The organism is Pelagibius litoralis (assembly GCF_011683915.1).
Lineage (GTDB): Bacteria > Pseudomonadota > Alphaproteobacteria > Kiloniellales > Kiloniellaceae > Pelagibius > Pelagibius litoralis.
In genome coordinates this window covers 299,057-318,989 of sequence record NZ_JAAQPH010000004.1, presented here as the reverse complement: position 1 = coordinate 318,989, position 19,933 = coordinate 299,057, and the positions used below count along the sequence as shown (strand labels likewise).

Genomic DNA, 19,933 nt, shown 5'->3' with positions numbered 1-19,933 from the left:
GGAGCTTTGTCCCTAACAAAGACTCTGGTGTTATTAGACAAAACGCCGAGGTTCGCAGTGGCACCTATGACCAACGATAACTCTTGGGACTATCTTTCCGCGGATGAGGCTGAATGCTCTCAAGCATTCATGGAAGAACTATCAAGTCAGAGCTGGGCGGCAGGACTTGTCGCAGATATCAAAAGAAATGGAGGCATAACACGCAAGAACAAAGGCCGATTGTTTGAGCTACGCTTCGCCTACTCGCTACATCGCGTCGGCATCCAACCTTCTTATGAGATTCCGGGCGAAGGTAAATCAACACTGGACTTTGGCTTTACGTCCGGCGACCAAGAGTGGGCGGTCGAGTTGATGCGACTGGAGGAAACTGCGGCGATCAAAGAATCTACACGCAAGTTCCAACAAGGAAGCGACGTTGCAATAAGCAGCCTCCTTTTGCATACCGGGGCAAGCGACCCTCGACAATCGCCTGAAGCAGAGACACTTAAAGCCATTGAGCGCATCTGTCAGAAATGTGAGCGAGATGATCGTCCCATTAAGTTCCCTAGGCCTTCCGGGGCCCTCCATACCATTCTAGTTGATTCTAGAGAGTTGTTCTTCGGCCCCGACCATTACGATTGCATCCATATTGCTTTGGGTGGTGAGTATGTCCCAGAAAATGTTCGCCACTTTTGGCAAGGGAACGTTATCTCGGGTGTCTTCAACAAAAGGACTAGTTTGCACGGCGCCAGATACGCCCAAGAGCGCGTCCATTTCATAGGATTCGTAAACGAGCAAAGCTACCAATTCGAAGAGTTTGGCAAAGTTATACGGCTTGTTGCTAACCCAAACCTTTTTGCCGACGACGAAGCGGCGCGGGCTGCCGTCGCCAAGTGGCCGCTGCAATCGGTTGATCTTCTGTAGCAATGCGGTGAGCAAGACGTTGGACATCCCATTCAGTCATGCGGCGGCTGAAGTCATCGGACCGCATCGCCCGTGTCGTTCAGCGGATCGGCGGCGGTATCCTCATCGCCCTGGGTGTGAACCTTTCCCTCGCACGGCAATGACGCACCCCAGCCCCACGAAGCCCCGGAGGCCGCCGGCATGGAATTTCTCCGCGAAACCAAAGGCCACCGGTTGAAGGTGAGGACGTTGGGAGATTACCGCTCGCAAAGCAATGCCCCTACAAGGAGCCCGTTATGGCAAAGAAGCGAGACACCAAAAAAACGCGTAATGAGCAAATCCTGGCGACAACTAAGGGGGAAGTCAGTGAAATTGCTCTGACGGTTGACCCTCAAACGGGCGAAATCCGCTTTGAGAACGACATGTTAAATGTCTACTCAGAAGTCAACTACGACCGACCCAAGGGACCTAAAATCCTTTCCCGAATTCCTCAGTCTAGTCCCGACGTTTCTTTCGACTCATCCCCGGCTCTTGCAAAGAATTTCGACTTCATATGCGCCGTCGATACCAATACCCGTCGTATCCAGGGCAAAAAAGTTTCCGTGGTCGGAATCGTTATTGTTCAGCACGTATTAATTCCAGAGAAGGAGGGGTTTACGCGATATTGGCAGTACCATGTGCCGTTTTGCCTGGAGTATCTGGAAATTAAATCAAGCCCGGAAAACTTCGGCTGGTTAGCTGCACTGGAGCATCTAAAAATCAAAAACCTTGTTGAACCTGACATCAGAATTGGGATGATTGTCGATTCTGATCTTGGGAACATCGACGCTTACAATAAAAGGACCAAGCCGGTTGATGGCCCCGATTACCTCCCTGGGAATGTGCAGCTGATTTACGCAAGCGGGGATACAAACAAAAGTGACATTGTGAACAAGGTGCTGTCCGGGGCCGACTCGGCGGCGTCCCAGTGTCTGAATGCAATCGACTCAGGGTCGGTGCCTTTTAACACGAAGCAACTCGACAACAACTGGTTTGAAGGGCTTCGAATCATCAGCCCGAACTCAGCTCACTGACGCTCTTTAACAGCTCCTCTACCATTCAAAAGAGCCCGTGTTGTAGTCGAGTTGGCCATCCGCCCCGGTAAAGAGATTGTTCACTGCCTCCATCACTTCTTTGATGTTTGCGAGATCGAACGGCACATCCGGTAGCCGAATTGTCATGCCATTCAGATCCCGCGAGTACCTGAATGAAAACGATCCTTTGTCTAGTTCATGAAAATCTCGCACCACCTGCTCGGTTGCATGAAGCCCGTCGATTTCTTCAGCTGAACCAACTTCAACCATAACCTTCTTGCATGCCGTCCATAGTTTCCATAAGTCATGGTGAAGATAATCGTCTATTTGAATGCCTGCCCATCCCCCATATTGTCCGATAATCCATTTCATGGCGAGTTCCAGTCCATGGCGATAGCAAAACAGTATTGGATAGATAAGCTCGTGCCGGTCAACTCTGTCTTTGCTAAGTTGGCATTGTTCGACTAGCACAGCACCAGCGCGCATATATCCGTCCCATATATGGACGTCTCTCGCTATATCGTGCTCCGCGAAGGTAACGCTTTTGTCCCAATCGTTTTCAGCCCGCAGCAAGCGGTCGCCTTTTGAAGGCCATTTGAATCCATCTGAGATCTCTTTGGTCATTGTGCATACCTGAGAACATTTACGTTTACGCTATTACTGAACCTACGGGAGAATCAGACAGTGAACACCTTATGCATGGGAATTCAAAACAATCCCCATCTAATCCATACTAGGCACAAGTCACTGTCGATAAGCTATAACTGCGCATCATATTCGATACACAATTGACTATCGGACATCGACACATGCCTCAGCGTCAGGGTGTGTTAAGTCCCTTGTGGTAGTGCCAGGACTTCTCGAGCTTTAGCTTTTTATATTGGGGGAGATTTGACGCAACACTGGGAAGCATACTGCTTACTCTTGCTCTGTTGCCGTAACATAGAGTCGCGAATCAACCAAACAAAGAAGGGTGCTCTTCATGAGCAACGATGAGAAGGAACATAGCGAATTCCTTGATGAGTACCTCGACCTCCCAGATGATCCGGAAGTTGCTTTCGCTGTTCTGCATCAAAGAAGGCACGAGGCCATGGAGAAGCAATGGGACAATGACCGAGTGCAGAGTTGGTACTATGAACGACGGTACGTCGATACCTTGACCGCGTTCGACGAAGTTCACAACCTCGGCATCCTAATCGCTTACCGGAATCCGCCGAAGAAAGATTCTGAGTTTGCGGATTTCTTTCAAGATTTCCGCCGAAACGCTGAGATAGCCTCTCAGAAGATCATGATGGAAGCGGCGCGACGCCTTAAAATAGGCTCACAAAATACTATCGTGCTCGATGCAGCTGCGCGTGAGACGATTCACACGTTGATCAATGCTATAAGAGGTAAGTTGAATGAGCTTTCTATGCCTGAAAACAAGCGCGAGTCTTTGTTCGCCAAACTCAATATGTTCGCTGCGGAAGTTGACCGCAATCGTACCCGAACGGAAGCGTTTTATGCATTCGCGATTGAAACAGCTCGTGCTGCTAGAGAAGTGAACGAAGAATTAAAGCCTCTACAAAAAACGATTGATCGAGTTTTCGATTGGATCGAGAAAGCGAAAAAAGTAGGGGATGTTTTGCCTCCTTGGGAAGAGCGAAAAAAAATAGAAGGTCCCCAAAAAAATCTCCCTAAACCACAAGAGGACCTGGACGACGAGATCCCATTCTAACACCGGCCTTTTTGCGACCAGCTAGCTTACTCGCATCACCAGTTTGGCATTGTTTGACATTTTGAAACGCTTTACGGGTTGGCATTCTCTATGCGCTCTTCGCCCGCTTCTGCAGACACCAACGATTGCCTTCCCGCCCGACGATTTAGGCTATACATCCGCCAATCATCCTATCTTTGCGTTTCCCAGCCGCTGCTGGCCGCTCAGAAAACAAGGACAGGAAAGCCATGTTTGCCGTCATTCCGGAACTCTTTGTCGCCTAATTCAATCATTCTATCTCAATAATGTCGGTGTCCTGGCCGTTAACACCAACCCGATACTTTTGACCATCGGCCTCAATTTCGAATACATGGAGAACAAAACCAAGAAGGAGGGTTTCCGGTGTCTCAGATATCTCGCTTGAAGTCTCCAGCGACCTGAGTTTGGCTTTATCACCATAAAGAATAGATCGATAGCTCAAGAGCTGGATCGACTTCGGCGCTCTGTCCATTTCCTCAAGTATTGCCTCTACCGCAATTACCGACGCTCCGCGTTTTGAAAGAACAACAGGATGCGCAAAGAATTCACGGACTCGGTGGCCAATTTCACACCAAGCGTCTAAGTTTTCCTTTATCGGCTTTCCAAGAAAAAAAGCACCTAGAATCACGGACCACAATGGCACCATCGTTGTAGCGATTGTCGTCAAAAATGCAGGAATATCTACGCTGGGCCCAATGTTCACGTTTTCAAATGTAACATTGAACTCTTTTTCTAGACTGACACGATACTTTTCGCTTTCTTCCTCTTCGTCTCCCTCACCGCTATCATATGTAATGTCCTGAATGATTACGAATAACTGACCATCTTTCTCAGCCGGCTGCATTGTGCACCCCTCAAACTAAATTTGGATGTCGATCAATAGATTGTGCCTTCTCACAAGGACTTAGCGAAACACGAAGCTTCCGCATTTTGCCCCAAGATGCTTCCTACGACATAGAGGCATTGTCAACGTGACCACACTTGGAGGAATCTCAAATACCCGACAGCCGATGCGATGGCAGTGCACCATCGGCGCTGGGGGTCCTCACCACTCCACTTTTAGGGCTGTACATTTCCTGCTCTTCCTTTCTTTGCTTTTTCCACCGCCATCGTCCACACGAAAACAGGATCGGCAAACCCACACCCGCCGTTGATCCCAAACCCCGCGCCGCCTGCCCCTGATTCATCCGGCTGTTTTCCCGGACGTGGAAACGCCCCTAGGGGAAGGCGCTGGGATGAACGAGAGGGGTGTAGCCGGCGGCGATGGCGGCGACGGTGGACGCGGGCGTCACGACGCGGACCGTGATTCCCCTTGGCCGCCGGACGGGAGGGCCGTAGCCGGCGTGGGACCAGGGGTGCAGGCCCGCGCCCTGGACCAGCCAGGGTGCCGGGTCGTCCGGCAGCAGCACAAAGCAACCGTCCGGCAGGCTGTCGAGCGCGGCGTCGTGATGGCGTTGGCGCCGCTGCCCATCGACGCGGTCGGCATGGAGCCGGGCATCAACGTCGGGCTGGCGCGGCGGCCGCGCCGGGCGCCACCCGGTGCCGGCGGCCCAGCAGTCGAGGAACCTGCGGTAGTCGCCGCGCCGGCAATAGCCGCAGGGGCGATGGCCCGCCGCCAGCGCCACGGCCTCATCCAGGAAAAACAGCTCGGTCCAGGACCCTGGCTTCATCAGCCGCCGCCGAACGCCCTTCCAGGCCAGGCGGCAGACGATCCAGGACTTGGTGCGCCAGCGCTGGCTGCGCAGGTCGCGTTCGTCGCCGTGAAGGCAGCCACGATTGCCCATGACGAGGCCGCGGCTGTCCACGGCCTGGATGGTGGAGAAGGGCGTCACGCGGTTCTGCAGCGGCATTCTGATTCTCCCTGACCGGCCCGTCGGCGATCTGAACAAGCCCGGCGCGATGTTCCTGACAGCACGCTGTCAGGTGGCCTCGGCTAGGTTCCGCCGCAGGGATTCGCAACCAAGGGTCAGCGGCTGACATGGCAATACCGAAAACAGGCAACGACATTGCGCTGGGAACATTCTACATGATTCTCGCGGCGCTGCTGCTGGCGCTGGGGGCCACCTCCGCACGCTTCGCGGCCAGCGACCTGAACGTCTTCACGCTGGTGTTCTGGTCGAACCTGTGGATGTTCGCCCTGATGTGCGCCTGGGTATGGTTCAATCCGCCGGCCGGCGGCATCGCCACCAGGCGGCTGGCCCAGCATTTCCTGCGGTCCGTCTTCACCTACGCCGCCCTGGTGACCTACTTCTACGCCCTGGCGCGCATTCCCTTTGCCAATGCCGTGATCCTGCAATCCATGGGCCCGTTATTCGTGCCGATCCTGGCCCTCGTCATTTACCGCCGCCTGTCGGACCGCTATGTCTGGCTGGGCGTGCTGATCAGCTTCGCCGGTGTCGCCATGATCATTCAGCCCGGCCAGCTGGGCATGTCGGCCGGCGATGCCGCCGCCGTGCTGGCCGCCCTGGGCGGCGCGGCGGCGGCGCTGGTCATCTGGTCGCTGTCGACGACCGAGCCGCCGGTCCGGCAGATGTTCTATTTCTCGTTCTTCGCCCTTCTTCTGTCCGCCGTTCCCCTGCCCTGGACATGGCACTGGCCGAGCACGACGCAGCTGATGCAGATCGCCTTCGTCGCCGCCTTTACGATTATCGGGCAGTATTTCTATGCCAAGGCCTTCTCGACCGCACCGGCCGACAAGGTGAATACCTGGAGCTACATGACCATCGTGTTCGCGGCGGTGATCGGCTTTGTCGCCTGGAACGAGCCGATCCTGGCCATCACCGCCGGGGGCGCGGTTCTGGTCGTGGGGGGCGCCCATCTGGCGACGCGCGAACGCCGGGTCGCGCGCGCCGCTTCCTGATTGGGTGTCGCCGGGCTGTTTTTGGCGGGGCGTTTGATACAGCTCAAATACCGCGCGGCGCCATCGGCCTATCTCTGAACGGGGTTCAGCAGGCAGGCCGGAAGGGCCGATCTGCCGGAGCCCGCCCTCTCATGATCCGAAAGGCAGATGCACCATGGCCGATGTCGTCACCCTGCATGGCGTGGAGCCGGCGGAGATTTTCCAAAGCGGGCTGGAACGCGCCGGTGAGATCGAGGCCCTGGCCATCTCCGTGCTGTGGAAGGACGGGCGCGTCACGGCGGGCTGGTCCAACGCCGATGCCGCCGTGCTGGCCCGCATGATCCTGGTGCTGGACGAGCGCCAGCGCCGCGCCACCCTGGCCGATGAAGACCTGGATCTCTAAAATCGGGATCTCCAGAATCGGGATCTCCAGAACCCGGACCGCCGGATCGGCGTGGCGCTGCGCGTGCATGAGGTGCCGCCGATGCTTGTGAGTCCCAAACCGCTTGCCGCCTATCCCTGGTTCATCCGGCTGTTTTTCCGCAAGCAGAAACGCACCTACGGCAAGGTGCTGGAGCCCGGGCTGCTGTGGGGGCGCTCGCCCTGGGTGTTTGCGGCGCTGGCGCTGTTGTACGGCGCGCTGAACCGCCGGGGCTCGCCGCTGGACCCGGCTCTGCGCTCCCTCGTCACGGTGCGGATTTCGCAGATCAACCACTGCGCCTTCTGCGTCGACGTGAACGCGGCGACCCTGGAAAAACGCGGGGTCGGCGAAGCGAAGATCCTGGCCCTGGGGCACTGGCGGACGAGCGATCTGTTCACCCCGGTCGAGCGCGCGGCCCTGGCCTACGCGGAGGCCGTGACCCACACCGACGGCGAGGTCACCGGCGAAATCCGCGCCGCCCTGCAGACCCAGTTCGACGAGGACGCCCGCGCCGAGTTGACCGGGCTGATCGCCTTTCAGAACATGTCGAGCAAGTTCAACGCCGCGCTGGACGTGGCGCCCCAGGGCTTCTGCCATGTCCCTAATCTGGTGCCCGGCCCGGAGGGGGACCGGGAGGTGGGCCGCGATGCGGCGGGAGGGTGACGGCTGGGGCGGCGGGGAGGTGACGGCGGGGGGATGGCGGCGGAGGGGATGGCGGTCGGGGGCGGCGGGGGCGGAATGACGGCGGAGGGATAGACGGCAGGGGATGGCGATTGGTGGGATGGCGGCCGGCGTGCCCCCGCCCCCGCTTTTAAGGCTGTACATCCGCAAACCTTCCTGTCTTTGCTTTTCCCAGCCGCTGCTAACTGCTCAAGAAATGGGACCGTAAAGCCATGCTTGCCGTCAATCCGGAACTCTTCGCCGCCTACCTCTTCGCCACCGCCGTGCTGATTTTGATGCCGGGGCCCATCGTCACCCTGGTGATCGCCAATTCCCTGGCCTACGGCCAGCGCATCGGCCTGGCCACGGTGGCGGGGGCGAGCAGCGGCAATGCCTTGCTGGTGGCCGCCGGGGCGCTGGGGCTGACCACCGTGCTGGCGCTGGCCGCCGATCTGTTCGAGGTGCTGCGCTGGGCCGGCGTCGCCTATCTGCTGTACTTGGGAATCAAACAGTGGCGCGCGGTCTTCTCCGCCGGGGCTGAGGGAGAGACGGCGCCGATGAAATCTCACAAGGGCGTCTTCGGCCAGGGCGTGCTGGTGGCGATCACCAACCCCAAGACGATCTTCTTTTATGCGGCGTTTTTCCCGCAGTTCATCGACCCGGCCCTGGCCGTCGGCCCGCAGCTGCTGGCCATGTCCATCGCCTTCGTGATCATCGCCACCACCCTGGACGGGCTCTATGCCCTGCTGGCCAGCCGGGCGCGCGGGCTCTTCGCCTCGGCCCGGGCCAACCGGGTGCGTCACGGCATCACCGGCACCCTGCTGATCGGCACCGGCCTGGGGCTGGCCCTGGCGCGGCGTTAGGCGGGCGGCGACAGGGCGCGCAACGGTCGTTTCCCCTTTTTTTGTCGTCATCCCGGACTTGATCCGGGATCCATGGTTCAGCTTGCGGGACTTCTTCCCGGAGGAAGCGAGACCGCCCGCGACATGGACCCCGGATCAAGTCCGGGGTGACGGGTTGGGGACCGGGGTGACAGCTTGGGGAAACATCTATGGCCGGCCAGGATGAGGTTTTTATTCTCCCCCTCATCCTGAGGAGGCGCCCCATAGCCGAATGGGCGCCGTCTCGAAGGATGAAGCCGCCGCCGTTCGCGACAAACTGCCGCAGGCGGGTTTTCGCTGGTGCAGGTCTCATCGCGGGGTCTATGTTCTGACGATGAAAACCTTCTTCTTCGTGGCCCTGCTGATCGCCATGCTGGTGACCCTGGGCGTCCTCGCCGTGGGCATGATCGGCATGGCCCGGGGCGGCGACTTCAACGAAAAATACGGCAACAAGCTGATGCGCGCCCGGGTCATCTCCCAGGGTGTCACGCTGGTCATCTTCGCCCTTGCCGTGCTGGTCGGCCTGCAGGACTGAGCCCGGTTTTGTGCGTTTTCGACTTACGTCGCAGCGGTTCCAGCCCGCTCCCCCTCCCGGCCACCCACTAGGATAATCGCATTGGGTGGCCGGGAGGGGGAGCGGGCCGGCGCCGAAAACAAATAAGAGTCCAGATCATGGTGAAACTGACCCGCATCTACACCAAGGGCGGCGACAAGGGCAAAACCGCGCTCGGCTCCGGCCAGCGGGTCGTCAAGCACCATCCCCGGGTGGCGGCCTACGGCACGGTGGACGAGGCCAACGCGACCGTCGGCCTGGTGCGGCTGCACAGCGCCGGGCTGCCCGACAAGACCATCGACGAGATCCTGGGGCGGGTGCAGAACGACCTCTTCGACCTGGGTGCCGATCTGGCGACGCCGGAGGTGGAAAACCCGGAATACCCGCCGCTGCGCGTCACCGCCCCCCAGGTCGAGCGCCTGGAGCAGGAGATCGACCGGCTGAACGCCGAGCTGGCGCCGCTGAATTCCTTCGTCCTGCCTGGCGGCAGCCCGGCCGCCGCCTATCTGCACCTGGCCCGCACCGTGTCGCGCCGGGCGGAGCGGGAGATCACCGTGCTGGCCGAGGCCGAGGCGATCAACCCGGAAGCGATCCGCTACATCAACCGGCTGTCCGACCTGTTCTTCGTCATGAGCCGCTACGTGAACGACAAGGGCGCCGGCGACGTGCTCTGGGTACCCGGCGCGAATCGCTAGGAAACCCTGGGCTACGGGGCCTTCGCGCGCGTTGACACTCCCGAAACGGCCTCCTATTGTGCGCGTGCGAGATAGTACTGTATGCGTTCGTTCGTCTGACGCCCGGGCCTTGCCTGCACCTCAGCGCAACCCGTCGCCGGACTCGTTGACAGATTCTAACTGAGGGGTAGGTCGCAGGACTGCGATGAAAATTCTCGTTCCGATCAAACGCGTCATCGACGCGAACGTGAAGGTCCGCGTGAAGCCGGACCAAAGCGGGGTGGAAACGGCCAACGTCAAGATGGCGATGAATCCGTTTTGCGAAATTGCCGTGGAAGAGGCCGTCCGCCTGAAGGAGGCCGGCACCGCCAGCGAGGTCATCGTGGTTTCCGCCGGGCTGCCAACGGCCCAGGAAACCCTGCGCACGGGCCTGGCCATGGGCGCCGACCGCGGCATCCTGATCCTCTGCGACGCCGACCCGGAGCCGCTGGCCATCGCCAAGCTGCTGAAGGCGGTGGTCGATAAGGAAGGCCCGGAGCTGGTCATCCTGGGCAAGCAGGCGGTCGACAACGACAACAACCAGTGCGGCCAGATGCTGGCGGCGCTGCTGGGCTGGCCCCAGGGCACCTTCATCTCCAAGATCGAAAAGGGCGACGGCAACTTCGCCATCACCCGCGAGGTCGACGGCGGCCTGGAAATGCTCGATCTGAAGCTGCCGGCGGTGGTGACCACCGATCTGCGCCTCAACGAGCCGCGCTATGCCTCGCTGCCGAACATCATGAAGGCGAAGAAAAAGCCGATCGATACCATGACCCCGGCGGACCTGGGCGTCGACGTCAGCCCGCGCCTGACCGTGGTCTCGGTCACCGAGCCGCCGGCCCGCCAGGCCGGTGTGAAGGTCGCCTCGGTCGCCGAGCTGCTCGAGAAACTGCGTAACGAAGCGAAGGTGATCTGATGTCGACGCTGATTATCGCCGAACACGAAAACAACGAGATCAAGCCGGCTGTCCTGAGCGCGGTGACCGCCGCCGGCCAGCTGCCCGGCGACATCCATATCCTGGTCGCCGGCAGCGATTGCGCCGCCGCCGCCGAGGCCGCCGCCAAGATCGCCGGCGTCGCCAAGGTGCTGAAGGCCGACGACCCCGCCTATGCCCACGGCCTGGCCGAGAACCTGGCGCCGCTGGTGGCCAAGCTGGCGGCGGACTACAGCCACGTCATCAGCGCCGCCACGACCTTCGGCAAGAACGTCATACCGCGGGCCGCCGCCCTGCTGGACGTGCAGCCGGTCTCCGACGTCTCGGCCATCGAGGGCGAGGACACCTTCATCAGACCGATCTATGCCGGCAACGCGCTGGCCACGGTGAAATCGGGCGACGCCATCAAGGTGCTGACGATCCGCGCGACGGCTTTCGACGCCGCCGCCGCCGAGGGCGGTTCCGCCGCCGTCGAGGCGGTCGAGGGCACCGGCGATGCCGGCCTCGCCGCCTTCAAGGGCCAGGAACTGACCAAGTCCGAGCGCCCGGAGCTGACCACCGCCGGGATCGTCATTTCCGGCGGCCGCGGCATGCAGTCCGGCGAAAACTTCGCCATGCTGGAACGGGTCGCCGACAAGCTGGGCGCCGCCGTCGGCGCCTCGCGCGCGGCGGTCGACGCGGGCTTCGTGCCCAACGACTATCAGGTCGGCCAGACCGGCAAGGTCGTGGCACCGGACCTTTACGTGGCCATCGGCATTTCCGGCGCCATCCAGCATCTTGCCGGCATGAAGGACTCCAAGGTCATCGTGGCCATCAACAAGGACGAGGAAGCGCCGATCTTTCAGGTCGCGGACTACGGACTGGTGGCGGACCTGTTCCAGGCGGTGCCGGAGCTGGAGAAAGAGCTGGGCGGCTGAGGCCGCGATACCGAGCGGCCGGCAGGAAGCCGGCCTGATCACCCAGGCATGAGGACGGGGTAAGTGGAACTGATGGCAGATCAAGACGCAGCGGCCGAAGGCCCCCTGGACGTGAAGTCGGTCGGCGTGATCGGCGCCGGCCAGATGGGCGCGGGCATCGCTCATGTCTGTTCTCTCGCGGGCTACGACGTCAAGCTCTCCGACGTCTCCGAAGAACAGGCCAAGGCTGCGGTCGGTATCATCGCCGGCAACATGGAGCGCCAGGTCAAGCGCGGCAAGATCACCGAGGCCGACAAGGATGCCGCCCTGGCACGCATCGTCGCCGGCGGCGGGCTGGAGGTTTTCGACGACAGCGATGTGGTGATCGAGGCCGCCAGCGAGAACGAGGAGATCAAGCGGGCGATCTTCAAGGCGCTCTGCCCGGTGATGAAGGAGCAGGCGATCATCTGCTCCAACACCTCCTCGATCTCGATCACCCGCCTCGCCTCGGTGACCAACCGGCCCGAGCGCTTCATGGGCATGCACTTCATGAACCCGGTGCCGCTGATGCAGCTGGTCGAGCTGATCCGCGGCATCGCGACCGACGAGGCGACCTTTGAGACGATCCGCGGTTTCGCCGAGAAACTGGGCAAGACCACTGCCACCGCCGAGGATTTTCCGGCCTTCATCGTCAACCGTATCCTGCTGCCGATGATCAACGAAGCGGTCTATACGCTCTACGAGGGCGTCGGCTCGGTGAAGTCCATCGATACCGCCATGAAGCTGGGCGCCAACCATCCCATGGGCCCGCTGGAGCTGGCCGACTTCATCGGCCTCGACACCTGCCTTTCCATCATGCACGTGCTCTACGACGGTCTGGCCGACAGCAAATATCGGCCCTGCCCGTTACTGGTGAAATACGTCGAGGCGGGATGGCTGGGCAAAAAGGCCGGGCGCGGCTTCTACGACTACTCCGGCGACGAGCCCGTCCCGACGCGCTGAGCGCGTCCTGCTCAAGGCTCCCGTTCGGCACCCTCCCGATCAGCGCCTGACGTATTCGAAGACGTAGCCGTCGTCTTCGTAGCGCAGCTGCGCCAGCATGCCGTCGGGCGCAAACCAGAGATCGCGCGTGAGTTGGCCGCTCATCCGGTAGTGGGCGGCCTCCACAGGCTTGCCATCCAGTTCGATGATCTTCTGTCCCATGAGGTCGCTGCGCACCCGGTAGACCTTGTCGTCGGCGCTGGAAAACAGCTTGCCGGCGGTCAGCCGGTCCTTGCTCCAAAGGCTGTCGATGGAAACCGGGCCGGCAATCTCCTCGTCGATGCCGTTCACGGTGCGGCTGTAGGTGCCTTCGCGGTGAACGATGGAGACTTCGTACTCCTCGCCGTCGTCGTTGGTCATGCCGGCCAGGGAATCGAGCGCCCCGTCGCGCCAGCGCTCGACCCGCTTGTGGTCGTAGCGGAATACCGTGAGGAAAGCGATCCGGACGGCCATACCGGTCTCCACCGAGACTTTCAGGCAATCCTCTTCGTGCTCGAAGGTCACCCGATGCTCGCCGATCTTCTCACCGTCGCGCAGCACGTCGAAGATCATGTTGTCCTGAGCCGCGGCGGGGGCTGACGTCAGCACGGCGGCCGCCAGGACGACAAAGCCCGCTACGGCAGCGGCAAAGCGATTTCCCGGATAGCGATTCCTGAGTGACGGCCCCGTGCCCGCGCCGGAATCATGGTTGGTTCGGGCGCCGGAACTGGGATGTCGGGGTCTTGTGAAGCGCTGGGCATTGATGGACACGGATCCCTCCTGACCACTGCAGCCTCACCGGGCGGCAGTCCCTAGTATCGGCCAGGGACCCGGCAAATCACAAGTTTTCCGTGCATTTTGAGAAAATTATCACATCTCTCAACCTGAGGTGTTGGAAACCCCCGCGTCCGGGCTGGGATCGGACCTCAGGTAGTGACGAATCAGGGCAATCGCTTCGGGCGAGTCCCACTCCGCCGGCCCGGTCAGGCCGGCGACGATACCGCCGTTGCGGTCGATCAGGAAGGTCGCCGGCAGGCCGCGCACCGAAAAAGCCCGGGCCAGAGCCCCCTTCTGATCCAGGAAAACCGGCAATTCCTTGAGGCCGAGACGATCCAGGAAAGGCACGACCTTGTCAGCGCCGCCGCGATCCTCGGACACCGCCGCGACCAGAAAACCCTCGTCCTTCAGGGCCTGGTGCAGGCGTTCCAGCCCCGGCATCTCCCGCACGCAAGGGGCGCACCAGGTGGCCCAGAAGTTCACCAGCACCACTTCGCCCTTGAATTCGCCAAGGTCCAGGGGGACGCCATAAAGGGATTCGAAGGCAACGCTCGGTGCTGGCACCGGCGGGTCCGAAAAGGTAAAGTTCTCGGTAAAGGGGCCCTTGAGGGCCGACGGCGCCTCGCTGGGTGCCCTTTCCTCGCCTGATGCCCGGACCAGGTCCGGGTAGATCGCAAAGGCCACGGCAAGGACGGCGAGCACGACGGCTGCGAGGGCTCTTCGCATGATGCGCCCGGTCTGGGTCCGCCGGATCCTGGCCCCCAGGCGCCTGATACCGCCGGGCGTATCCCTGTTTGTCGTGACCATTTTCGCAAAGGCCTCCTAAAGGCAGATGACCGCTGATACACAAAAGTTAAAATCCACCGGGAACGGCCCGGAGGCAAGGAACGACGGCGATGCCAACGCAATGTGGGGCGGCCGCTTCACAGCGGGCCCTGCGGAAGTGATGGAACAGATCAATGCGTCCATTTCCTTCGATCAGCGCCTCTATGCCCAGGATATCGCCGGCTCCAAGGCGCACTGCGCCATGCTGGTCGAGCAGGCGATCATCTCACCAGAAGATGGGGCCGCGATCCTTTCGGGTCTAGACACGATCTTGTCAGAAATCGAAAACGGCAGCTTCACCTTCAAAGCCAGCCTCGAAGACATCCATATGAATATCGAGGCCAGGCTGCGCGAGCTGGTCGGCGAAGCGGCGGGGCGCCTGCACACCGCGCGATCGCGTAACGATCAGGTGGCGCTGGACGTGCGCCTCTGGACCCGCGCCGCGGTCGAGCGCCTGGAAGCCGCCGTCGGCGGGCTGCAAGCCGCCCTGATCGCCCAGGCCGAGGCCGAGGCCGACAGCATCATGCCCGGCTATACCCACCTGCAGGCAGCCCAGCCGGTGACTTTCGGCCACCATATGATGGCCTACGTCGAGATGCTGGGCCGCGACCGCGGCCGCCTGCGCGACTGTCGGGCGCGGATGAACGAATCGCCGCTGGGCGCCGCCGCGCTGGCCGGCACGTCGTTTCCCATCGACCGGCAGGCCACGGCAAAGGCGCTGGGCTTCGACCGGCCGATGGCCAATTCCATCGATGCGGTTTCCGACCGCGACTATGTGCTGGAGTTCCTCTCCACCGGGGCGATCCTGACGATACACCTGTCGCGCTTTGCCGAAGAGCTGGTGCTCTGGTGTTCCGCCGGCTTCCGCTTCGTCCAACTCTCCGACGCCTTTACCACCGGCTCGTCGATCATGCCGCAGAAGCGCAATCCCGACGCGGCGGAGCTGATCCGCGGCAAGGCCGGGCGGGTGATCGGCGCCCTCAACAGCCTGCTGATCGTCATGAAGGGACTGCCCCTGTCCTATGGCAAGGACATGCAGGAGGATAAGGAACCGCTGTTCGATGCGGCCGATACCCTGCAGCTCTGCGTCACCGCCATGACCGGAATGGTCCAGGACATGACCGCCGACCGCACCGCCCTGCGCCAGGCGACCGACCACGGTTTCATCACCGCCACCGACCTGGCGGACTGGCTGGTGCGCCGGCTCGGCCTGCCGTTCCGCCAGGCCCATCACGTGACCGGCAGCATCGTCCGCCTGGCCGAGGAGCGCGGCTGCGCCCTGGCCGCCTTGCCGCTGTCGGAGATGCAGGCCGTCGAAGCCGGCATCAACGAAGAGATCTTCGAGGTTTTGAGCGTTGAAAAAGCCGTCGCCAGCCGCGACAGTCATGGCGGCACGGCCCCGGCGCAGGTGCGCCAGGCAATCGCCGCAGCAAAGGAGCGCTTCCAATGATGGCAAGCCGAAACAATCGATCCCTGGCCCTGGTGGTTGTCATGACGGCCCTGCTGATCGGACTTGGCGCCTGCGGCAAAAAAGGCAGCCCCAAACCGCCGGAAGCAGAAAAGAGCGCCTACACCTATCCGCAGGCCTATCCCGCGCCGGGCACCGTCGGGCCGCCGCCGGAGGGGGCAGACCCCTATGAGGACCGGGGGCCGACATCGATCTTCAGAGACTCGCGCACCAAGACCACGACCTACTGACAGGCGCCGTCCTTTCCCGCCCAGCGCCGGAAAAACAGGCTGCCGAAAAGGAACCGACATCCATGAGCCGTAACTTCTTCCCCTATCGCGACGGTCGCCTGCATGTTTCGCAGGTACCGCTCGACCGTCTGGCGGAGGAGGTCGGCACGCCCTTCTACTGCTACTCCGGCGATGCCCTGGAGAGCGGCTACCGCAGCTTTGCCGCCGCGCTGTCCGGCCTGCCCGCGACCATTTGCTATGCCTTGAAGGCCAACTCCAACCAAGCGGTCATTAAGACCTTCGCCGAGCTGGGTGCCGGCGCCGATGTGGTTTCCGAAGGCGAACTGCGCCGCGCCCTTGCCGCCGGGGTTCCCGCCGAGCGGATCGTCTTTGCCGGCGTCGGCAAGACCGCGCCGGAGATGGCCGCCGGCCTGGATGCAGGCATCATGCAGTTCAATGTGGAGTCCTTCGCCGAGCTGGAACTGCTGTCCCAGGTCGCCCAGCAGCGCGGCACGACCGCGCCGGTTGCCGTCAGGGTAAACCCCAATGTCGACGCCGGCACCCTGGATCAGATCACCACCGGGCGCGCCGACAGCAAGTTCGGCATCGATGCGGACGAAGCCCGCGCCTTCCTGATGCAGACCAAGAGCCTGCCGGGCATACGTTTCGAGGGACTGGCGGTTCACATCGGCTCGCAGTTGACCGATGTCGCACCTTACCGAGCCGCCTTTCAGCGCCTCATCGGCCTCTACCACGAACTGCGCGCAGCCGGCGTGCCGCTGCGCCGTCTCGATCTGGGGGGCGGCATCGGGATCAGCTACAAGCACGATCTGCAGGGCCAGTTCGAAGAGTCCGAACAGCGCGTCCGCGACTACACCCAGATGGTCCGTGGGCTGGTGAGCGGCCTGGACGCCGAGCTGGTCTTCGAACCCGGCCGCCTGCTGGTCGGTAACGCGGGGCTGCTGGTGACCCGGGTTCTCTTTGTAAAGGACAACGGCGAGCGGCGTTTCGTCATCGTCGATGCGGCGATGAACGACCTGATCCGCCCCTCGCTCTATGACGCTTGGCACGAAATCCTGCCGGTCGCGCAAACGCCGGAGGGGACCGCCCTGCACCCGGTCGATGTGGTGGGGCCGGTCTGCGAATCGACGGATACCTTCGCCAAGCAACGCCCGCTGCCGCCCCTGCGCGAGGGCGACCTTCTGGTCTTCAGCTCCGCCGGCGCCTACAGCTTCGTCATGGCGTCGACCTACAATTCCCGGCCCCTGGCCCCGGAGGTCCTGGTGCGCGGCGACCGCTCGGCAGTGGTGCGCGCCCGTATGAATTATGACACAATGATCGGACAGGATCGCCTTCCCGACTGGTTGGACGAGACCGCAACCGGGCGGGAGCAGCAGCAGACCCCTCACGGTGGTTTGAAGACTGCCCTGGGGGCGTAACGTTTTATAGTCGGACTACCATCGTTCGGATCTGGCTATAGTTTGGAAATGGGGGAGACGGAAGGACAGGAGGACATATGACCTCGAGACGGCCGCAGACCCCCTCTTCTGATGCGGGAAGCACCCGATCCGACCGTAAGCTGAGGCACTTCGGCTGGCTGCTGGGGCTTGCCCGCGGCGCCGTCGCCTGGGAGACCATCTGGCCCGCGATCTGGCCCGTTCTCGGGATCTTCGGACTGTTTCTCTCACTCGCGCTCTTCGGCATCCTTCCGACTCTGCCGGCTTGGCTCCACCTGCTGGTTCTCATCGGTTTCCTCGGCGCCCTGGGCCACGGCCTCTGGCGGGCCAAAAAGGCCATTACGCTGCCGGACCAGCAGGCCGCGAAGCGGCGCCTGGAACGCGACAGCGACCTCTCCCACCGGCCCCTCACCGCTCTCGACGACCGGATGATGACGGGCCACGGCGACCCGGCGTCCAAGGCCCTCTGGCGGGTCCACCAGCATCGGGCGATCCGCGGCCTCAGCGGCCTTCGGGTCCGCGCCCCGCGCCCGGGCCTGGCCGGCCTGGACCCCTGGGCGCTGCGCGGTTTCGTGCTGCTGTTGATCGTTGTCGCCTTCGCCAGCTCGGACGGCAACGTGACCAGCCGCCTGGCCAGCGCGGTGTCGCCCCAGTTCAGCGGCCAAGCCGCCCTGCCGCCCAGCCTGGATGCCTGGATCAACCCGCCGACCTACACCGGCCTGGCACCGCTCTATCTGGATGCCACAGCGGAAAACAAGCCGGTCCTGCGGGTCCCCAGCGGTTCTGTACTGCTGGCTCAGGTCCAGGGCGGCGACACGGCGCCGAGCCTCAAGATCGACGAAACCCTGGAGCCATTCGAGCCTTTCGCACAGAACGCCTATCGCCTGGAGCGGCAACTGAGCGAGGGGACCAGCCTCAGCATCCAGCAGGGCAGCCGCGACCTGGCGGAATGGCCGCTTGAACTGATCGCAGACACGCCGCCGCAGATCGTCTTCGAATCGGCGCCGGGGCGCAGCGAGCGTTCGGCACTGCGGATCACCTATCAGGCCGAAGACGACTATGGCCTGGTCACCGCCAAGGCGATTATCACGCGGATCGACAAACCAGAGGAAACGCCGCTGGAGATCGATCTGGTGGTGCCGGGCGCGGCGCCGAAGATCAGCAAGGCGGCAACCTACCGCGACCTGACCCCGCACCCCTGGGCCGGACTGGCTGTCGAGATTCAACTGGTCGCCAGGGATCACCCGGGCCAGGAAGGACGCAGCGAAACCCTGCGGACGGTGCTGCCGGAACGAATCTTCAATCATCCGGTGGCGAGAGCCCTGGTCGAGCTGCGCAAACAGCTGACCCTCAATCCGCAGGCGCGCCTGCCGGTGGTCCAGAGCCTGAGCGCGCTCTATGAGCGTCCCGATCACTTCTTCCACGATCTGGTGGTCGCCCTGGCGATCCGCTCCGCCGAGCGCCGCCTGATCTACGACCCCTCCGCCAAGGCCATAACCGAAGTGCAGCAACTGCTGTGGGATACGGCCCTGCGCATCGAGGAAGGCGAACTGGCCATTGCCGAGCGCGCGCTGCGCGACGCCCAGCAGGCGCTGGCGGAGGCCCTGGAGCGCGGCGCCGACGACGCGGAGATCCAGCGCCTGATGGATGAACTCCAGGCCGCCCTCGACAATTTTCTCGACGAGCTTGCCGAACAGATGCGCGAGCAGATGGCGCAGGGCGAACAGCCGAGCGAACAAATGCCGCCCAACGCGCAGATGCTGAACCGCCAGGACCTGCAGAGCCTGATCGAGCGGGCCCGCGAACTGGCGCAGTCCGGCGCGCGTGAGGCCGCGCAGGAGCTGCTGTCCCAGCTCCGCGAGATGCTGGAAAACCTGACGGCCAATCCCTATGCCGGGCAGATGAACCAGGACATGCAGGATGCCTCGCGCATGATGGAGAACCTGGAAAACATGATGCGCGAGCAGCAGGACCTTCTGGACCGCAGCTTCAACCGTTCGCAGCAGGGCCAACAGCAAAACAGCCCGCAGGGCCAGGGGGAAGGCGAAGGACAGAACCAGCGGCAGGGCCAGAGCGACAACATGTCGGATGCCCAGCGCCAGGAGGAACTGCGCCGCAGCCTGGGCGAGCTGATGCGCCAGCTCGGCGATGCAATGGGCGACATCCCCCGGCCGCTGGGCCGTGCGGAGCGGGAAATGCGCGATGCCCGCGATGCCCTTTCAGGCGAGCAGCCGGGCCAAGCCGTGCCGCCCCAGACCCGATCCCTGGATCAGTTGCAGCAGGGCATGCAGGCCACCCTGGACCGCTTCATGGAGATGTTCGCCAATCAGCCCGGCGAAACCGGCGAAGGCAGCGTCTCCGGACGCCCCGGCCCGGCCAACCGCGATCCCCTGGGACGCGAGAGAGAGGGCTCCAGCGGCAACACCAATATCGGCGAGGGTGTCCAGATTCCCGATCAGATGGAGCTGCAGCGCAGCCGCGAGATCGTCGACGAACTACGCCGCCGGCGCGGCCAGCGGAACCGCTCTTTGGAGGAACTGGATTATATCGACCGCTTGCTGAAGCAGTTCTAGATCAGACTCTGCTGCAA

Annotated in this window: 21 protein-coding genes; 16 read left to right on the top strand and 5 right to left on the bottom strand. The window is 62.2% G+C overall.

Translation table 11 applies throughout. The features are described from left to right. Nucleotides 1–66: 66 nt before the first annotated feature. Entirely contained in the window at nucleotides 67–903 is an 837-nt protein-coding gene (locus tag HBA54_RS07555) for a hypothetical protein (RefSeq protein WP_167223012.1), read from the top strand. 275 nt (nucleotides 904–1,178) lie between these two features. Beyond that, nucleotides 1,179–1,955, top strand: coding sequence for a hypothetical protein (locus tag HBA54_RS07550; RefSeq protein WP_167223010.1), 777 nt, complete (start codon nucleotides 1,179–1,181; stop codon nucleotides 1,953–1,955). Nucleotides 1,956–1,973: 18 nt separating this feature from the next. Here HBA54_RS07550 and HBA54_RS07545 read toward each other — a convergent pair whose 3' ends face one another. Further along, complete coding sequence (locus tag HBA54_RS07545; protein ID WP_167223008.1) at nucleotides 1,974–2,579, bottom strand: hypothetical protein; 606 nt, start codon at nucleotides 2,577–2,579, stop codon at nucleotides 1,974–1,976. Nucleotides 2,580–2,937: 358 nt separating this feature from the next. Here HBA54_RS07545 and HBA54_RS07540 point away from each other — a divergent pair, with 358 nt between their 5' ends. Next, the gene (locus HBA54_RS07540; protein WP_167223006.1) at nucleotides 2,938–3,672 is read left to right on the top strand and encodes a hypothetical protein; all 735 of its coding nucleotides are present in this window, start codon (nucleotides 2,938–2,940) and stop codon (nucleotides 3,670–3,672) included. A gap of 268 nt (nucleotides 3,673–3,940) precedes the next feature. Here HBA54_RS07540 and HBA54_RS07535 read toward each other — a convergent pair whose 3' ends face one another. Both HBA54_RS07535 and HBA54_RS07530 read right to left on the bottom strand, forming a co-directional pair. Continuing rightward, complete coding sequence (locus HBA54_RS07535; protein ID WP_167223004.1) at nucleotides 3,941–4,534, bottom strand: hypothetical protein; 594 nt, start codon at nucleotides 4,532–4,534, stop codon at nucleotides 3,941–3,943. 373 nt (nucleotides 4,535–4,907) lie between these two features. Further along, nucleotides 4,908–5,540 carry a hypothetical protein gene (locus tag HBA54_RS07530; protein ID WP_167223002.1) on the bottom strand — a complete coding sequence of 211 codons (633 nt, stop codon included), beginning with the start codon at nucleotides 5,538–5,540 and terminating at the stop codon, nucleotides 4,908–4,910. Between the two features lie 128 nt (nucleotides 5,541–5,668). Here HBA54_RS07530 and HBA54_RS07525 point away from each other — a divergent pair, with 128 nt between their 5' ends. The 9 genes from HBA54_RS07525 to HBA54_RS07485 all read left to right on the top strand — a co-directional run bounded on the left by HBA54_RS07525 (nucleotide 5,669) and on the right by HBA54_RS07485 (nucleotide 12,589). Continuing rightward, a complete protein-coding gene (locus tag HBA54_RS07525) occupies nucleotides 5,669–6,550 on the top strand; it encodes a DMT family transporter (protein ID WP_167222999.1) in 882 nt (293 codons plus the stop codon). A gap of 154 nt (nucleotides 6,551–6,704) precedes the next feature. Beyond that, the gene (locus HBA54_RS07520; protein WP_167222997.1) at nucleotides 6,705–6,932 is read left to right on the top strand and encodes a hypothetical protein; all 228 of its coding nucleotides are present in this window, start codon (nucleotides 6,705–6,707) and stop codon (nucleotides 6,930–6,932) included. 81 nt (nucleotides 6,933–7,013) lie between these two features. Beyond that, nucleotides 7,014–7,613 (top strand): carboxymuconolactone decarboxylase family protein, encoded by a 600-nt coding sequence (locus HBA54_RS07515; protein WP_167222995.1) that lies wholly within the window; start codon nucleotides 7,014–7,016, stop codon nucleotides 7,611–7,613. A 230-nt stretch (nucleotides 7,614–7,843) separates the two neighbouring features. Further along, nucleotides 7,844–8,473 (top strand): LysE family translocator, encoded by a 630-nt coding sequence (locus tag HBA54_RS07510; RefSeq protein ID WP_167222994.1) that lies wholly within the window; start codon nucleotides 7,844–7,846, stop codon nucleotides 8,471–8,473. 250 nt (nucleotides 8,474–8,723) lie between these two features. Further along, a complete protein-coding gene (locus tag HBA54_RS07505) occupies nucleotides 8,724–9,026 on the top strand; it encodes a twin transmembrane helix small protein (RefSeq protein WP_240932546.1) in 303 nt (100 codons plus the stop codon). A 137-nt stretch (nucleotides 9,027–9,163) separates the two neighbouring features. Next, the gene (locus tag HBA54_RS07500) at nucleotides 9,164–9,739 is read left to right on the top strand and encodes a cob(I)yrinic acid a,c-diamide adenosyltransferase (RefSeq protein ID WP_167222992.1); all 576 of its coding nucleotides are present in this window, start codon (nucleotides 9,164–9,166) and stop codon (nucleotides 9,737–9,739) included. Nucleotides 9,740–9,923: 184 nt separating this feature from the next. Then, nucleotides 9,924–10,673 carry an electron transfer flavoprotein subunit beta/FixA family protein gene (locus HBA54_RS07495; protein WP_167222980.1) on the top strand — a complete coding sequence of 250 codons (750 nt, stop codon included), beginning with the start codon at nucleotides 9,924–9,926 and terminating at the stop codon, nucleotides 10,671–10,673. Then, nucleotides 10,673–11,608 (top strand): FAD-binding protein, encoded by a 936-nt coding sequence (locus HBA54_RS07490; protein WP_167222978.1) that lies wholly within the window; start codon nucleotides 10,673–10,675, stop codon nucleotides 11,606–11,608. Before HBA54_RS07495 ends, HBA54_RS07490 begins: the two co-directional genes overlap by 1 nt. Nucleotides 11,609–11,680: 72 nt before the next feature. Further along, nucleotides 11,681–12,589, top strand: coding sequence for a 3-hydroxybutyryl-CoA dehydrogenase (locus HBA54_RS07485; RefSeq protein WP_167222976.1), 909 nt, complete (start codon nucleotides 11,681–11,683; stop codon nucleotides 12,587–12,589). 39 nt (nucleotides 12,590–12,628) lie between these two features. On the opposite strand, the gene HBA54_RS07480 is transcribed toward HBA54_RS07485, so the two are convergent. Then, on the bottom strand, nucleotides 12,629–13,378 hold the full coding sequence (locus HBA54_RS07480) for a DUF6134 family protein (protein WP_167222974.1): 750 nt from the start codon (nucleotides 13,376–13,378) through the stop codon (nucleotides 12,629–12,631). 108 nt (nucleotides 13,379–13,486) lie between these two features. After that, nucleotides 13,487–14,191, bottom strand: coding sequence for a TlpA disulfide reductase family protein (locus tag HBA54_RS07475; protein WP_167222972.1), 705 nt, complete (start codon nucleotides 14,189–14,191; stop codon nucleotides 13,487–13,489). A 25-nt stretch (nucleotides 14,192–14,216) separates the two neighbouring features. On the opposite strand from HBA54_RS07475, the gene argH reads away from it, so the two are divergent. From argH to HBA54_RS07455, 4 genes are all read left to right on the top strand, one after another. Continuing rightward, the gene (gene argH, locus HBA54_RS07470) at nucleotides 14,217–15,659 is read left to right on the top strand and encodes an argininosuccinate lyase (RefSeq protein ID WP_167222970.1); all 1,443 of its coding nucleotides are present in this window, start codon (nucleotides 14,217–14,219) and stop codon (nucleotides 15,657–15,659) included. Then, nucleotides 15,656–15,907, top strand: a complete 252-nt coding sequence (locus HBA54_RS07465; RefSeq protein ID WP_167222424.1) for a hypothetical protein — start codon at nucleotides 15,656–15,658, stop codon at nucleotides 15,905–15,907. Before argH ends, HBA54_RS07465 begins: the two co-directional genes overlap by 4 nt. A 62-nt stretch (nucleotides 15,908–15,969) precedes the next feature. Further along, the gene (gene lysA, locus HBA54_RS07460) at nucleotides 15,970–17,325 is read left to right on the top strand and encodes a diaminopimelate decarboxylase (protein ID WP_167222968.1); all 1,356 of its coding nucleotides are present in this window, start codon (nucleotides 15,970–15,972) and stop codon (nucleotides 17,323–17,325) included. 77 nt (nucleotides 17,326–17,402) lie between these two features. Further along, a complete protein-coding gene (locus tag HBA54_RS07455) occupies nucleotides 17,403–19,916 on the top strand; it encodes a TIGR02302 family protein (RefSeq protein WP_167222966.1) in 2,514 nt (837 codons plus the stop codon). Nucleotides 19,917–19,933: the final 17 nt, after the last annotated feature.